At 59.3% G+C, this 15,239-nt stretch carries 14 protein-coding genes and 1 pseudogene; 4 read left to right on the top strand and 11 right to left on the bottom strand.

Features of this window, described 5'->3' with window-relative positions; all coding sequences use genetic code 11:
- Positions 1-39: 39 nt before the first annotated feature.
- From AABM54_RS13025 to AABM54_RS13000, 6 genes are all read right to left on the bottom strand, one after another.
- Positions 40-996 (bottom strand): HlyD family secretion protein, encoded by a 957-nt coding sequence (locus tag AABM54_RS13025; protein WP_347906182.1) that lies wholly within the window; start codon positions 994-996, stop codon positions 40-42.
- Between the two features lie 2 nt (positions 997-998).
- A complete protein-coding gene (locus AABM54_RS13020) occupies positions 999-1,202 on the bottom strand; it encodes a DUF1656 domain-containing protein (protein ID WP_347906047.1) in 204 nt (67 codons plus the stop codon).
- Positions 1,192-3,339, bottom strand: a complete 2,148-nt coding sequence (locus tag AABM54_RS13015; protein WP_347906046.1) for an FUSC family protein — start codon at positions 3,337-3,339, stop codon at positions 1,192-1,194. The genes AABM54_RS13020 and AABM54_RS13015 overlap by 11 nt, the downstream gene beginning before the upstream one ends.
- Before the next feature lie 22 nt (positions 3,340-3,361).
- Positions 3,362-3,541, bottom strand: coding sequence for a hypothetical protein (locus AABM54_RS13010; RefSeq protein ID WP_347906045.1), 180 nt, complete (start codon positions 3,539-3,541; stop codon positions 3,362-3,364).
- Positions 3,542-3,714: 173 nt separating this feature from the next.
- Positions 3,715-4,677, bottom strand: coding sequence for a VOC family protein (locus AABM54_RS13005; RefSeq protein ID WP_347906044.1), 963 nt, complete (start codon positions 4,675-4,677; stop codon positions 3,715-3,717).
- A gap of 71 nt (positions 4,678-4,748) precedes the next feature.
- The gene (locus AABM54_RS13000) at positions 4,749-5,633 is read right to left on the bottom strand and encodes a fumarylacetoacetate hydrolase family protein (RefSeq protein WP_347906043.1); all 885 of its coding nucleotides are present in this window, start codon (positions 5,631-5,633) and stop codon (positions 4,749-4,751) included.
- 201 nt (positions 5,634-5,834) lie between these two features.
- Between AABM54_RS13000 and AABM54_RS12995 the strand changes: the two are divergent.
- The 4 genes and pseudogenes from AABM54_RS12995 to AABM54_RS12980 form a co-directional block, all read left to right on the top strand.
- Positions 5,835-6,206, top strand: a pseudogene (locus tag AABM54_RS12995) (TetR/AcrR family transcriptional regulator); the annotation flags it as partial.
- Positions 6,207-6,318: 112 nt separating this feature from the next.
- Positions 6,319-6,477, top strand: coding sequence for a TetR/AcrR family transcriptional regulator C-terminal domain-containing protein (locus AABM54_RS12990; RefSeq protein ID WP_347906181.1), 159 nt, complete (start codon positions 6,319-6,321; stop codon positions 6,475-6,477).
- Between the two features lie 113 nt (positions 6,478-6,590).
- A complete protein-coding gene (locus AABM54_RS12985; RefSeq protein ID WP_347906042.1) occupies positions 6,591-7,490 on the top strand; it encodes a bestrophin family protein in 900 nt (299 codons plus the stop codon).
- A gap of 75 nt (positions 7,491-7,565) precedes the next feature.
- The gene (locus tag AABM54_RS12980) at positions 7,566-8,621 is read left to right on the top strand and encodes a tetratricopeptide repeat protein (protein ID WP_347906041.1); all 1,056 of its coding nucleotides are present in this window, start codon (positions 7,566-7,568) and stop codon (positions 8,619-8,621) included.
- Positions 8,622-8,663: 42 nt separating this feature from the next.
- Here AABM54_RS12980 and AABM54_RS12975 read toward each other — a convergent pair whose 3' ends face one another.
- The 5 genes from AABM54_RS12975 to AABM54_RS12955 all read right to left on the bottom strand — a co-directional run bounded on the left by AABM54_RS12975 (position 8,664) and on the right by AABM54_RS12955 (position 15,197).
- Complete coding sequence (locus AABM54_RS12975; RefSeq protein WP_347906040.1) at positions 8,664-9,041, bottom strand: response regulator; 378 nt, start codon at positions 9,039-9,041, stop codon at positions 8,664-8,666.
- Positions 9,042-9,119: 78 nt separating this feature from the next.
- Positions 9,120-10,301: a hybrid sensor histidine kinase/response regulator gene (locus AABM54_RS12970; RefSeq protein WP_347906039.1), complete on the bottom strand. Its 1,182-nt coding sequence runs from the start codon at positions 10,299-10,301 to the stop codon at positions 9,120-9,122.
- A complete protein-coding gene (locus tag AABM54_RS12965) occupies positions 10,295-10,900 on the bottom strand; it encodes a chemotaxis protein CheB (RefSeq protein ID WP_347906038.1) in 606 nt (201 codons plus the stop codon). Before AABM54_RS12965 ends, AABM54_RS12970 begins: the two co-directional genes overlap by 7 nt.
- Entirely contained in the window at positions 10,897-11,712 is an 816-nt protein-coding gene (locus AABM54_RS12960) for a protein-glutamate O-methyltransferase CheR (RefSeq protein ID WP_347906037.1), read from the bottom strand. Before AABM54_RS12960 ends, AABM54_RS12965 begins: the two co-directional genes overlap by 4 nt.
- On the bottom strand, positions 11,712-15,197 hold the full coding sequence (locus AABM54_RS12955) for a response regulator (RefSeq protein WP_347906036.1): 3,486 nt from the start codon (positions 15,195-15,197) through the stop codon (positions 11,712-11,714). Before AABM54_RS12955 ends, AABM54_RS12960 begins: the two co-directional genes overlap by 1 nt.
- Positions 15,198-15,239 lie beyond the last annotated feature (42 nt).

The following is a 15,239-nucleotide window of genomic DNA, read 5'->3' as shown; positions in this document are numbered from 1 at the left end:
GTATTAGCCATCCCCGTCGGCACGGCGTAACGCGCGGTATCAGCGTGACTTGCTGCTTTCCAGCACGGTGACCGTGGCAGTCGTGCCCGCCCGCAGGCGACCTTTGCCCGCATAGTCAGGGTCGATCAGAATCCGCACCGGCACGCGTTGTGCCAGTTTTACCCAGGTGTAACTGGGGTTGATGTTGGCCAGCAGGCGATTGCCCGGTGAGTTTTCGCGGTCGGTAATGGCGTAGGCGATGCTCTGCACCACGCCACCGAAGGTCTCGCCACTCATCAATTGGATGCGTACCGGGCTGCCCTCAACGATTCTGGGCAGTTTGGTTTCTTCGAAATAGCCGCTGACATAAAAGGAGTCGCTGTCGACCAATGCCAACAGCGCACTGCCGGCGCTGGCGTAGTCACCCTGGCGAGTCAGCAGGTTGGTCACATAACCACTGACCGGGGCTTCGACCCGTGTGCGTTGCAGGTCCAGTTCGGCTTGGGTCAATGCGGCAATGGCCAATTGTACGTTGGCTTGAGCAAGCCCCAGGTTGGCCTGGTTCCTGAGCAGTTCTGCCTGGGCGACCGCCACATCGGTGCTGGACTTTTCCCACTCCTCGCCCGAGATCGCGAAGCCTTGCTTGAGGCTGCGCCGCCGACGCTCCTCACTCTGGCGTTGTTTGAGCAATGCCTCGCTGGCAATGATCGCGGCCTGAGACTGGCCCAGTGTAGCCCTGGCCACTTCCACCGACCGCTTGGCGTGTTCGACGGCCAGCGTGTAGCGCGCCGGGTCGATTTCCAGCAGCAAGTCGCCCTTGGCGACATGCTGGTTGTCCTGCACACGCAGGCTGACGATGCGTCCGGAGACGTCGGCAGACAACGTCACCACATCGGCGCGCACCCGTGCATCACGGGTCCAGGGCGACCGGGTGTAATGCTCCCAGGCAAACCAGCCGAGTACCAGCGCCAACATCACAACGCTCAGGGTCAGCAATTGGGCGAAGCTTTTTTTCAAGGTCATGGGGTTCCCATTACTAAAATCACGACAGCACAGACACAGGCGTAGAGCGCACCTTCGAACAAGGCTTCATGCCAGACGAACCGCAATACCCCGACCCGACGCAAGCCCCAGTCCAGCAGCAGGAAGATCGGCAAGGCCAGCAACAAGGCCTGGGCAATGGGCGGCAAGTAGACGCCACCCACCTCAAAATCAATTGGCAAGAAGCGGCACTCCCTCTTCGGTGGGTTCAAGGAACTCGCGGTATCGCTCGATGAACGAGGCCACGATCAGCAATGCGACACGGATGCGGAACACCGACCACAGGTGTTCATGTCCTGACGACAGCTCACCGGAGTGCAACTGATCCAGTTCGTCTCCCAGCTGACGCAGTTCAACCGTCAAACGGTCGAGGTCGATCCCCAGGCGGCCGGCGACGGACCTGCCGGCCTCCCGCAAAATGGACTGCAAACGGTCTTTCACTTTGTGTGTCAACAAGGCGTTTTCCTGGCCTTGTTGCTTCAATTGATTGAGCGCCACCCCCAGTGCCATGCAGGCCAGGCTGACTTCAAACAGTTCATTGGAACGCCGGTCACTGGCCGCCGGCAACAGCCCCAACATCATGGTCAGGCGATCCACCATGCGACTCTCGAATGCAAATTGCTGCTGATCGGCCGTCGAGGTTTTCAACAATGCATACACTTGCTCACGACTCTCGCGAAACAGTCGGCGAATACGTCGTACCGGATCGAACGGAAAAACCCACGAGTAGACCAGCAATGAAAGCCCACCCGCACACACATAGGCGCCCGCGAACTCGAACCATTGGATCGCCGTGTTCTGCCAGGCACCGATGTTTTGCGGACCGACCATCAGGAAGGTCGAAAGCCCTAGCCCCATGCCAATCCCGGCGGTCATCGGGCTGGCCAGTCCCACTGCGATCACGTACAGCAGCGGCGCCAGGATCAATGCCAGCATCTCGAAGTCGCCAATGGCCGGCACCAACATGAACTGGTAAACCGCCGAAACGATCAGTGCCAATCCCAAACCGCGAACGTAGTTCTGGCTGGCCACCAGCGGCCGTGGGAACGTCGCCATCAACGAACAGAGAATCCCCACCAGAATCATGCCCGCCCGTGCGCCGTCCCAGCCGGTTTCGATCCAGATCAACCCCGACACCAGTAACGCTGTAAAAGCCCGGACGGCATTCATCCCGGCCAGGCGAAAGTCCAGGTGCAGAGGGTTGCTCTGGCCCTGGCGGAAGATACAACTGGCCTCACGCCCCTCCTGGATCGCATCGCTGAGTTCGAGAATGTCCTCCAGCTGTTGCAGCAGTCGTGCCTGCTCCCACCGCAGTGCCCAAGCCAGCGAGCGCAGGGTCGCCGGCATAGTTTCGGTGAGTTCTTCGGCTTGCCGGGCCTGTTGATCAAAACGCTGCTGGAGTGCAACGAACTGATGCCGTGCCTGAGCCGACAGCGAGCGCCCCTTGACCGCCAACTCATCGAGAAAAACCAGTTCGTCTTCACGCAAGCGCTGAATGTGCTCGGGAAACGCCCCCTCCCAGCGTGCACTGATGAGTTGGCGCTGATGCCGTAACACGGTCAGTCGAGACGTCAGCAAGACCAGTTGATTGCCCAGCAACTGCACCAGGCCGTTGGCACTGCGCAGCCGTGGCGCGTCAAAGTACAAGTGCCGACGCAAGCCTTCCAGCGCACTGATCTCACCCAGCAACTGCATCTGGCGTTTGTGAAAATCGGCCTCGCTTTCCTCTGTTCGAATCACCGCCGCGGCGTGTGTGGCGATCAGTTTGAGCACCTGATCGACTTTTGCAAAATAGCCGCGGGCCACCGCTTCCGGGCGGGCCGTCAACAGGCTGACCACGCACACGCAAGCCACGGCCAGCAGCGTCTCGGTCACCCGGGTAATCGCCAGCATCAAGGTATTATCTTGTTCCGGTACGGCCAGCAACCCGACCACCACGGCCGTGAACCCGCTCAGTACAAAGGCGTGAGAGCTGGTGTAACGCAGCAAGGTGCCGCCAGCGGTGCAAAACGCCAGCCACAAGGCCAGGGTGACAATGAATGGCAACGGCGCCTGAGGGAAAATCGCCATGATCAGCACGGCCACTACAGCCCCCACCGTGGTGCCGATGATCTGGGAAAAACTGCGCTGCAAGGCCATCCCGCCCAGCGGCTGGCTGACGATGATGACGGCCATGACCGACCATTTGGGTTGGTCAAGGTCGAAGACAAACGCCAGGTAAAGCGTCAACAGACCGGCCGCGACCGTGCGCAACGCAAACAACATCACCCCGAGACCGGGGTTGAAGACGACCTTGAAATAGTGGATCAACGGCTGCATGAAAATGCCCTGGCTGGCTGCGTCACAGGTAGGCCTGTTCGTTGCTGGCAAACGTCTTCCCGTTGACGGTAAAACCACCTTCAAGCGGCAGAATGCCGTATTCAAACTGCGGGTCGAGCGCCCCGCGTGTGGAGGCCGCCCCGTGACCAATGGGGCAATCGGTGGAACTGGTGAGCTGACATTGGGGGGCCTGGTTGCTCATGGTTGCTCCTGTCAGGTCAGTTGAATGTAGAAACACCCTGTCCGGGGGCCGCAGCAGCCCCTCGAACAAGCGTAGTCGTTACTGGCATCGACAAAATGGCGTTCGATGGTTGGAGAACAGCGTCCCCAACCCTTCGATGTCGTTGCGCCGCTCGCAGAGCAATCAGCACACTCTCAGCGGTTGGGCCGTTTCAGCGTTGTCCTCCCTCCGAGGAAGTACTCCAGCGTCATCTGCGGTCCCCACTGATAGAGGCTGGAGTCGCAAGACGCCGTGTACTGGGTCGGGGTGCTCTCGTTGCACAGGTCGCCATCGGTGAAGTGTTCGATGAGGTTGCCGGACGGATCGCTCCAGTAATCGAAGATCTGGCTGCCCAACAGGTGACGGCCCACGCCCCAGAATGGTACTTGGCACCGCTCCTCCAGCCATTGATGGCCAAGGCATTGGGCGTCGAAGTCCTGCACCTCGAACGAGGCGTGATGGACTCGATCCTGTGGCGCCTGAAACAAAGCAATCGTGTGATGGTCGGTCCAGTCTGCGCCGCGATTGATGCGCAGGAACGCGGCGACCGGGTTGTCCTTGCTGCCCTCGATAATCAGGTCCGACGGCAACAGGCCCAACACCTCGGTGTACCACTTCAGCGCCTGCTTGAAGTCCGCAACACCGATGGCCACATGCCCGATGCGCAACACTTGCGCCGGCCCTTTGGCAGGACGTTGAGCCGTGCCCAGGCGGCGTTTGTCGAGCGCCGAGTTGTGCGTCAATGCCGCACGCAGTGGCAACGCCGGTAACGGCGCCAGGCCATGCACCAGGTCAATCCGGCGCCCAGCGGGGTCCGTGAGGGACACGGCTTCCCCGCCTCCGGGGCCGTTCAACCGATAGACCGCCGAAGCGCCCGCCAACTCGCTGGCACGCTCCAGGTCCTGACGTTGCTGCACCGCGAAGGCGATGGCACCGAACGCCGGCTCATCCGCCTGCTCGGCAATGTAGACATACGGTTGTGCACCGGTGCCGCGCAGGTAAATGCGCTGCTCGCAGCGCTGGGTCACCACCAGGCCGAAATCAATCAGGAAGCGTTCGATCACCTGCAAGTCAGGGTGGCGGTACATCACGTGGTGAATGTCTTTGAGCTGGATCATGGTCGTTCTCCAAGGCGCGATGGCTGGAAAAGCCTGGTCGTTAGTTGTGCGAGAGCGTCAGGCGTGTTGACTCAGTGGCGAGCAGGCAGATCAAGCGGCGACGGTTCATCGGCGATCACGTTGACCAGCGTGCCCAGGCCTTCGATCTCCACCGTGCAGACATCCCCCGGTTTCATGAACACGGGTGGACGCTTGGCCCAGCCGATCCCGGCGGGGGTTCCGCTGACAATCACATCGCCCGGCTCAAGGGTGACCGCGACACTGAGGATAGAAATCAGCTGCGCCACATTGAAAATCATGTCCGCGGTATTGCCTTGCTGAACCACCTCGTCGTTGAGCCGCGTCACCAGTTTCAACCCGGCAGCGCCCGCCGGCAGTTCATCCGCACTGACGAACATCGGGCCGAAGGCACCGGTGCCATCGAAATTCTTGCCCATGGTCCATTGCGGTGACTTGAACTGGAAATCGCGCACTGAGCCCTCGTTGAAAATCGAATAGCCGGCGACATACTCCAGCGCCTGATCTTGCGCAATATGCCGACCGCCCTTGCCGATAATCACCGCCAACTCGCCTTCGTAATCGAGCTGCTCGGAAACCCTTGGGCGAATCAGTTCGGCGGCGTGACCGATCAGGCTGGAGGCGAAACGAGGAAAGAAGGTCGGATAGGTTGGCTGCTCGTAGGGGCTTTCCTCGGTGTGTGCGGCATAGTTCAGGCCCACACAGACAATCTTCGAAGGGCGTTCGATGGGTGGGTTGAAGCGGATAGACCGAAGGTTGAGCACCGGTGCCTGGCACAACACCGCAAACCCGTCACTCAACGCCTCCGGCCCGGCCTTCAGCAGCTCATGGAGACTGCCGGGGTAGCCATTGGCACCTTCAACCAGCCCTCTCAAAAGACCTTCGTGTTCGACCGCCAGACCTCGTTGCCCGCCTTGGGCGAAATTGACAAAGCGCATAGTGCGTGACCTCGGCGTTGTTTTTATTCATGGCGTATTTATGGGTACTGATCAGTACCATTTAAAAACCTAGACCGATAAAGAGTGATTGTCAACGAATGGAAACAAGCCAGTTATTGGGCTAAGGTTGGCCTTTGCAGATCAAAGTCTGCCATCCACATAAAATCCAAGACAGTAAACCCATCAGTACCCAAAAGACTCATGACGAAGGCGCCCATGCAACGACCAAGGCAAATTGAAAAGCGCGACACGATTCTTCAAGCCGCCGCGCAGTTGTTTCTGCAAAACGGCTATTCGCGTGTCAGCGTGGATGAAGTGGTGGCCGCCATTGGCGGTTCGAAACGCACGATCTATGCGTACTTCGGTGACAAGGACGGCTTGTTCGCCTCGATCGTCGAGCAACTGTGCAATGAAATCGTCACCCCGCTGGTGGTCCTGGACATCAAGCGCCTGCCCCTGCGCGATGCACTGCAACGCATTGCCTCGACCTTCCTTGATGTGGTGCTCTCGCCCAAGGCAATTGCCTTGCACCGGCTGGTGATTGCCGAGGCAAACCGCGCCCCCGAGTCCGCCCGCATGTTCTTCGCCGCTGCACCGACCACGTCTTACCGCTGCCTGGCCGACTACTTCAACTGGGGCCGATGGCGCTGGTCTGGTCACACCCGGCGATGCCCAGGCCCGTGCGGTGATCTTTCTCGATGCCTTGACCGGCGACCTGCAACTGCGTTGCCTGCTGGGGTTGCTCAGCACTCCCTCACAAGCGGAGAAAGATCGCCTGATTACCCAGGCCATCGAAATCTTCCTCGGCGGCGTGGCCTCGGCCGAGTATTCCTCGATGAACTAAACAGCCTTCATAGACAGGCTCGATCACCCCGTCAGCCATAGCGATTGGACAGCTGACGCGGGTGCTTCTAGTCTTGATACGCCGCGAAAAGCGCCTCAGCCGTAGATCTGCCCATGATTGTCCGCCCCAAACCGAATCTGATCGGTATTCTGTTTTCCCTCAAAGGCTCGATCGCCAAACGTATTGCGTTGCGCAGTCTGTTGGTGACGTTGCTGGCGTCGGTCATCGTGCTGGTGGAAACCTTGCACCCGGCGTACTTCTCCAAGGTCAACGCCACGCCTTTCACGCTGCTGGGGTTGTCGCTGTCGATCTTCATGAGCTTTCGCAACAACGCCTGCTATGACCGGTGGTGGGAAGGTCGCAAGCAGATGGGCCAGTTGATTATCGAGGTGCGGTCGCTGATCCGTGAAACCCTGATCATCAAGGACTCAGCCGAGCGAGCGCCGCTGTTGCGTGAGCTCTGCGGTTTTGCCCATGGCCTGATCGCCCGCCTGCGGGTTGAAGACGAGGCCGCTGCGGCCCAACCCTGGGTAACCGAGGTGATTGACGAGCGCCACCCGAACATCACGGACAGCGTCTTGCAGGGCATCGGTGCGCGCTGCTCGTCACTCGCCGAAAGCGGGCGCATCAGTGAATGGCGTTACACCCAACTGGAAACCCGGCTGGTGAGCCTGAGTCAGGTCCAGGCGGCCTGCGAACGCATCAAAAGTACGCCGCTGCCCTACCCTTACACCTTGCTGCTGCACCGCACGATTTACCTGTTTTGCATCTTGCTGCCGTTTGCCATGGCCGAACCGTTGGGCTGGTTGACGCCGATCTTTACGGCCATCGTCAGCTACACGTTTTTCGGCCTCGACGAAATCGGTGACGACCTCGAAGACCCTTTCGGTTTCGATGAGAACGATTTGCCGTGCAGCGCTATCGTCCGCACCCTGGAGCGCGAAGTGCTGGCAGCGTTGGGCCAAACCGAGCTACCGCCGCCACTGGCACCGGTGGAGTACGTGCTCAGTTGAGTCAGGGTTTGACTCACGGCCCTGGCTGACCGAAGCTGACGGCTTTGCGCAACCCGTCAGCTTCCGGATTCCTGCATGTCCAAGCCCCGCCGCTACCTGCTTATCAGCCTGCTCGCCCTGTTGCTTGTGGCCATCGCCTGGTTTTTCCTGCGCAGCACCACGCCGTCGCTGCCCTCGGCCGTCCGGCACGGCTACAGCGAAGCATTGCAACAGGCGCGCAACGGTCAACCGGGCGCTGCGCGGATGCTCTATCAGCAGATGGCACGCCCGGACCTGCCAGATGCCCGCCGCATCAAGCTGCATGCCGAATTGCCGAATTACCCCAGCCCGCAAGCACTGAAACTGGCCGATGCCGACCTCAGTCACCCGTCGGTGGCCGTGCGCCAGGCCGCGATCAAAAGTGTCTCGGGGCTGGTGCCCGGCGGCCAGCGCAGCCTGCTGCTGGGACCGCTGCTGGAAGACAGCGAGCAAGCGGTACGGTTTTCCGCCGCCGATGCGTTACTGGGGCTGTCGCCCGATGATCTGGGGTTGTACTTCGGCCCTTTGCAGCAAGTCATCGACCAGTACCAGCAAGCCCTCAAGTCACAACCCGAGACGGCCGAAACCCAATACCAACTGGCACGCCTGCACTTGCATAACGCCCAGTTGAAAGAAGCCCAGCAAGCCCTGGAGCAGAGTCTGCGCCTGGACCCCGGCAACTTGCGTGCGCTGGTGATTCAGATCGAGGTGCTCGACAAGCAGGGCCAAAGCGATGCGGCCCGCCAGTTACTGGCCAAACAGCTGCAAGCGCAACCGGATTCGGCGTACCTGCAACACGCCCTGGGTTTGTGGCTGCTGCATCATGGGCAAAGCGAATATGCGCTGTTGGGACTGTCCAGGGCGGTGGAACTGGAACCGGACAACAAGGATTACCGTTACGACCTCGCCACCACCTTGCACAGCGAGCAAGAGCAGGAAGCGGCGCAAAAGCAGTTGCAGGAAATCGTGCAGCGTCACCCGGCCGACCGCAAGGCACGCGTACTGTTGATCAGCTACTGGAAAGAGTCCGGGCAGTTGCAGAATGTGCAGATTCTTCTGGCTCAACTCGAACAGATGAACCCGGATGACCCGTCGTTGCAGCAAGGCTTGTAGCCGATCACTCGCCCTCAAAGGGCAAGTGGCCGGGGTGTTCATTCAGGACAACATTTGCTGCATCAGCGCCTGCAGTTCGTCCAGGTCAAACGGCTTGGCCAGTATCGGCGCCTTGTGCGCTATCGGGCTGCCCGACTCGCGGATTTCCGCCGGGTAGCCACTGATGAAAATCACCTTCAGTTCCGGGCGCAGTTTCACCGCGGGTTCCGCGATCTGCACACCGGAGATACCACCCGGCAGGCGATAGTCGGTGATCATCATGTCCAGGTGCGGTTTGCTGGCCAGGATCTCGAACGCCTGCTCGCCGTCTTCGGCCTGCAATACGCGGTAACCCTCGCCCGACAGGTAGGCGGCCAGCACCATCAGAATCGAGGGGTCATCTTCGACGATCAATACGACGTCTTGTGCATCTTCACTCATGGGAAGCCTTTGTTCGGTCAATAGCTGCTGATACGACCCTGCGGTCACGCAGAGGTTGCGTCGATTCGGATTGTTTTCCTACAGGGGCAGGCAAACGCGAAACAGGGCCCCTTCGTTGATACGGCTTTCAACGCTGATGGAGCCGCCATGGGCGGCAACAATCTGCTCGGAGATGAACAGCCCGAGGCCCAGGCCGGCCGCCGCGGTTTTGTCCGAAACACGTTCGAACTGCTGGAAAATCCGCTTCTGATTCTCTTCACTGATGCCAATACCATGGTCACGCACCTCGACACGCGCCTCACCGTCCTGGGCATAAACCGTCACCTGAATCGGTTTTTTGCTGCCATAACGCAGGGCGTTGGTCAGCAGGTTGGACACCACTTGTTCGATCCGGAATTCATCCCAGCTACCCTCCACCGGTTGCAACGCCGTGAACGTCACCGAAGATTCGGCGGCTTCCACTTGCGGCGCGAAGTTCTGCAACAGGTTCTCCACCAGTTGCACCAGGTCGAAGCGACTGGTGCGAATCGACAACTTGCCGGTGCGGATCCGCGAGACGTCGAGCATGTCTTCGATCAGGCGGATCAGGCTCTTGATCTGTCGCTCGTCGCGGTCGACCATCGCGTGCATTTTGTCCAGCGTGAACGCCTGGGCATTGTCGCGGGCCAGGTGCATCTTGCGCAGTTGGGTTTCCAGTATCAGCCCGTTCAACGGCGTGCGCACCTCATGGGCGACGATCGACATGAAGTCGTCGCGCATGCGCACAGCCTGCTCGAGTTCATTTTGGGTAGCCTGTAACTTCTGAAGCAGGATTTCCTGCTCGCGCCGGCTCTGCTCCAGGGCTTCGACCTGAAGCTTCATGGCCTTGCTCTGGCGGTACAGGTCGACGAAGACATTGACCTTGCTTTTCACCGCGTGGATATCCAGCGGTTTGTGCAGGAAATCCACGGCACCGCTTTCGTAGCCTTTAAAGGCGTAGTTCAACTCACGCCCGGCGGCACTGACGAAGATGATGGGGATGTTCTTGGTTTTTTCGGTGCCGCGCATCAGTTCGGCCAGTTCGAAACCGTTCATGCCAGGCATCTGTACGTCGAGAATGGCCATGGCGAACTCATGCTGCAACAGCAGCGACAAGGCTTCGTCCGCCGACAACGCCTTGAAGACCATGCGGTCTTCGCGCTTGATCAACGCCTCAAGGGCCAGCAGATTCTCCGGCAGATCATCGACGATCAGCAGTTTGGCGTGGACAGTACTTAGCATGCGATTCGTTCCAGCTCGACGAGCAAGCGGCCGATGCCGCGCAAAGGGAGGATATGGTCGGGCTGATGCAAGGCCAGCGCGGCGGCCGGCATTGTCGAGACATGAGCCTGCGTCGGGTCTTGGACCACCGTCAGGCCGCCGCAACTCTTGACGTGCGCCAGGCCTCGGGCGCCATCCTGATTCGCACCGGTCAGGAGCACCGCCGCCAGGGATGGACCATAGGTATCGGCGGCAGACTCGAACAGGTAATCAATGGCCGGCCGCGAGTGATGTACCCGGTCTTCCAGACTCAACGACAGACTGCGGTCATGCTCCACCGACAAGTGATAGCCGGGCGCGGCAAAGTACAGCGTCCCAGGCGTGATCAGCGCTTTGTCATACGCCTCCATGACGGGCATCGACACGCGGCGGGCAAACACATCCGCCAAGTGGCTGCGACGTTCGTCCGGCAGGTGCAACACAACAATGATCGGCAAGCGAAACCCCTGATGCAGGCTGCTGAAAATACTCAGCAGCGCTTCGACGCCCCCGGCCGAGGCGCCGACAACAACGGCCTCGACCTTGCGCCGCGATGTTTGCCTGGAACCGCCGCTGTTCATGATTTACGGTAGATCCGTTCAGTTTTTACCAAGGGTTCGAACTGGTTGCCGTACCCGGAGAAGTCCAGGGTTTCCTTGCTGCCCAGCACCAGAAACCCTCGATGACACAACGATTCGTGAAACAGTCCAAACGCGCGATCCTGGAGTTTTTTATTGAAGTAAATCAGTACGTTACGGCATGAAATTAACTGGGTTTCAGAGAATACGCTATCCGTCGCCAGGCTGTGGTCGGCGAAGGTCACGTTCTCACACAGGGTCTTGTCGAAAATCGCATAGTCGTAAGCCGCTGTGTAGTAATCGGCAAACGAACGCTGACCACCTGCCTGCTGATAGTTGTGGGTGTAGGCGCGAATGTTCTCCAGGGAGAAAATCCCCTGCTTGGCCTTTTCCAGTGAATGCGGATTGATGTCGGTGGCGTAAATGATGGTGCGTTCCAGCAACCCTTCTTCGCGCAACAGTATCGCCATGGAGTAGACCTCTTCCCCGGTGCTGCATCCGGCAATCCAGATCTTGAGCGACGGGTAGGTCTTGAGCAGTGGCACCACCTCCTGGCGGATCGCCAAAAAATGCGACGGGTCGCGGAACATCTCGCTGACCGGAATCGTCAGCAGCTGCAACAGCTGCATGAACGCGGTCGGGTCATGCAGTACCCGTTCCTGAAGCGCGGAAATGGTCCTGCACTCGAACTGACGCAGCGCGTGATTGACCCGGCGCTTGATCGAAGCGCCGGAGTAATCACGAAAATCGTAGCTGTACTTGAGGTAGATGGCTTCGATCAACAACCGTAGTTCGATGTCCGTATTTCGCTCCACTAAATTCTTTCCATCTTCGGTAACCACACACGAATAAGCGAAAACAGCCGATCCAGGTCGATGGGCTTGGCCAGGTAGTCGTTGGAACCTGCCTGCAAGCAGCGCTCCTGATCGTCCTTCATGGCCTTGGCGGTCACGGCGATGATCGGCAGCTTGCGCCAGCGGGGGTCCTTGCGGATCTCAATGGTGGCCTCGAAACCGTCCATCTCCGGCATCATCACGTCCATCAGCACCAGGTCGATGTCCTCCACTTCATTGAGTTTCTCGATCGCTTCACGACCGTTACGACCGATCACCACCACCGCCCCCTTATGCTCCAGGGCACTGGTCAGGGCGAAGATGTTGCGTACATCGTCGTCCACCAACAGCACTTTACGTCCCTCAAAGACCTTGTCGCGACTGCGGGCGGTCTTGAGCATCTTCTGCCGTTCCTGGGACAACCGGGATTCGACCTTGTGCAGAAAAAGTGTCACTTCGTCCAATAGCCGCTCGGGCGAGCGCGCGCCCTTGATGATGATCGAGCGCGAATACTTGCGCAGGTCCGACTCTTCGTCGCGGGTCAGGTTGCGTCCGGTATAGACGATAACCGGCGGGAACGAGCAAATGTCTTCACTAGACATCCGCTTGAGCAGGTCATTGCCGAGCATGTCCGGCAGCTTCAAATCGATAATCATGCAGTCGTAAATGTTGGTGCGCAGCAGGTCCAGGGCTTCCTGGGCCAGGCCGACGGCAGTGATTTCGATGTCATCGTCACCGATCAGCCGCGCAATGCTGTCACGCTGTAAATCATCGTCTTCAACCAGCAGCACCCGCTTGACCTTCTGGGTGAGTTTGGCTTCCAGGCGAGCGAACACATCCTTGAGCTCTTCGCGAGTGGTCGGCTTGACCGCGTAACCGATGGCGCCCATGTGCATGGCGGCCTCGACACGGTCCTCGACAGAAATCACATGAACCGGGATGTGGCGCGTTTCGGCGTGCTCTTTCAGCCGCTGGAGCACCGTGAGCCCCGAGTGGTCCGGCAGGCGCATGTCCAGCAGGATCGCGTCCGGAATGAACTGCCGGGCCAGGTCGTAGCCTTCGTCGGCACCGTGAGCGACCAGGCATTGGTAGCCCAGCTCATGGGCCAGGTCGAAGAGGATGCGCGCAAAATTCTCCTCGTCTTCCACCACCAGGATGCAACGGGTGGCGAACGGCGCCTTCTCACGGTCGTCAGCAAAACGCGGGATCGCCACCTCGGCAATCACCGGGGTCGGCGCGGTGGCGGCCGGCTTGACGGTGGCCGGGGCGATTCGCAGGGGTTCTGTCGGCTCATCACCCGGCTCTACGTACTGCTGCGGCAGTACCAACGTGAAAATACTGCCCTCGCCCGTTTGACTGGCGACACTGATGGAACCGCCGAGCAGCGCCGCCAGGTCCCGCGAGATCGACAGCCCCAGCCCTGTGCCGCCATAACGTCGGTTGGTGGTGCCATCGGCCTGACGGAACGCCTCGAAAATGCTCTCCTGTTGCTCGGCTGCAATACCGATTCCGGAATCGTGTACTTCAAACGCAATGCCCTGCCCCGGCAGACGAGACACCGTCAAACTGACCGCGCCCTTCTCCGTGAACTTCACGGCATTGGACAGCAGGTTCTTCAGGACCTGCTCCAGACGCTGGCGATCAGTGAACAGCGTCAACGGAGCATCCACCTCAAGGTGTGTCGAGAACGCCAGGCGCTTGTCGGCGGCCAGTGGTTCGAACATCGTGCGCAAACCGTCAACCAGCAGTGCGACACTGGTGTTTTCCGGGCGAACTTCCAGCTTGCCGGCTTCGACCTTGGAAATATCGAGGATGTCGTTGATCAGGTTGAGCAAATCGTTACCGGCCGAATAAATCGACTCGGCGAACTGGACTTGCTCGGCACTGAGGTTGTCTTGCGGGTTTTCTGCCAAGAGCTTGGCCAGGATCAACGAACTGTTGAGTGGCGTGCGTAACTCATGGGACATGTTGGCGAGAAACTCGGACTTGTACTTGCTCGAGCGCTGTAGCTCGTCTGCCCGTTCTTCGAGCTGCACTTGCACCAGGTTCAACTCGCCATTCTTCTCATCCATGGCATCACGTTGTTCGGCCAACGCTTGCGCTTGCTCGGCCAATTGCTCGTTGGTCTGCTCAAGCTCCACTTGCTGAATTTCCAGGTGCGCCTGGGACTCCTTGAGAATCCGCGACTGCTCTTCCAGTTCCTCGTTGGCGGTTTTCAGTTCTTCCTGCTGCACTTGCAACTCTTCGTTGAGCTGCTGGGTTTCGGCCAGCACTTCCTGCAACCGCTGACGATAACGCGCCGCTTCGATGGAGGTGCCGATGTTGCCGGCAATCAGTTCGAACAATTCAATGTCACGCTCGCTCAGGGCCCGCAGAAAACCCAACTCGATGACGCCGTTGACCCGATCATCGTCGCTGGTCGGCACCACCAGCACGCTGCGCGGTACACCGTCACCCAGCCCCGAGCTGACCTTGAAGTAGTCGACCGGTACATCGTCCAAGCGGATCAGCCGATCCTGCTGGGCCGCCTGGCCAACAATACCCTCACCGCTGTAGATCGCTTGCTCCTGCACTTCCTGCTCACGAGAAAAACCGTACGAGGCAACGCGCTTAAGGCCGCCGTGTTCTTCTCGCACATACATCGCGGCGACAGCCATCCCCAGATACTGCGCGCAGAACTGCAGGATATTGCGCCCCAGCAAGTTCAACGTCAGTTGCCCCAACACCTGCTCCGCCAGTTGGGTCTGGCCATTGCGCAACCAGGCTTGCTGCTCCAGGCGCTGAGCACTCTTTTGTTGCTCCGCCAGGTTGGCGCCATAGCTTTTGGAAAGGCTGAGCAAATCGCGACGGCCCGTGTAGGCCAGTAATCCACTGATGGCAATGATGAACAAAATATACAAGGTGATGCTCAGCACTGTCGTACGACGTACTTCCTCATTGCGCGTGGTGCGCAACTGCTGCTCCATGCTGATGACATCGTCATACTGCCTGCGGATTTCGTCGGTCAGGCGTTTACCGCGTCCCGCCTTGACTGCCGCGCGGTAATCGCCGTTGTTGCGCTGTAGCTCAATCATGGTTTGCGAGTAGTTGTTCCACTCGACCTGCAACGCCTCCACACGTCGCAGGCGATCGACCTGAGGCGGGTTATCGGCGGTCAGCTCCTGCAACGTCTTGAGCGCGACGATGATTCTCGGTTTGGCCGTTATGTAGGGGTCCAGAAAATGCTCATCCCCCGACAACAGGAAACCGCGCATGCCGGTTTCCAGGTCGACACTGAGCTTCATCGCTTCATTGGCGTTATTGATCACTCGATCAGTGTGCTCGACCCGCTGGGTCACCGACAGCAGATAGGTAATCAAGGACACAAAGAACACCGCGCTGAGCACACCCACGCCCAGCGGCAGACTTATGTTGCGACTCAGTAGCTTGCGAAAACCCTGTTCATCAACCGAAGACGTAGCGGTCATTTGGTGGCCCTGGCGGACTGTTCAATTCAAAGGAGTTTGCCC

Source organism: Pseudomonas purpurea (assembly GCF_039908635.1).
Taxonomy (GTDB): Bacteria; Pseudomonadota; Gammaproteobacteria; order Pseudomonadales; family Pseudomonadaceae; genus Aquipseudomonas; species Aquipseudomonas purpurea.
The sequence above is the reverse complement of the archived record's forward strand: the minus strand, read 5'-3'. Positions and strand labels throughout refer to the sequence as shown.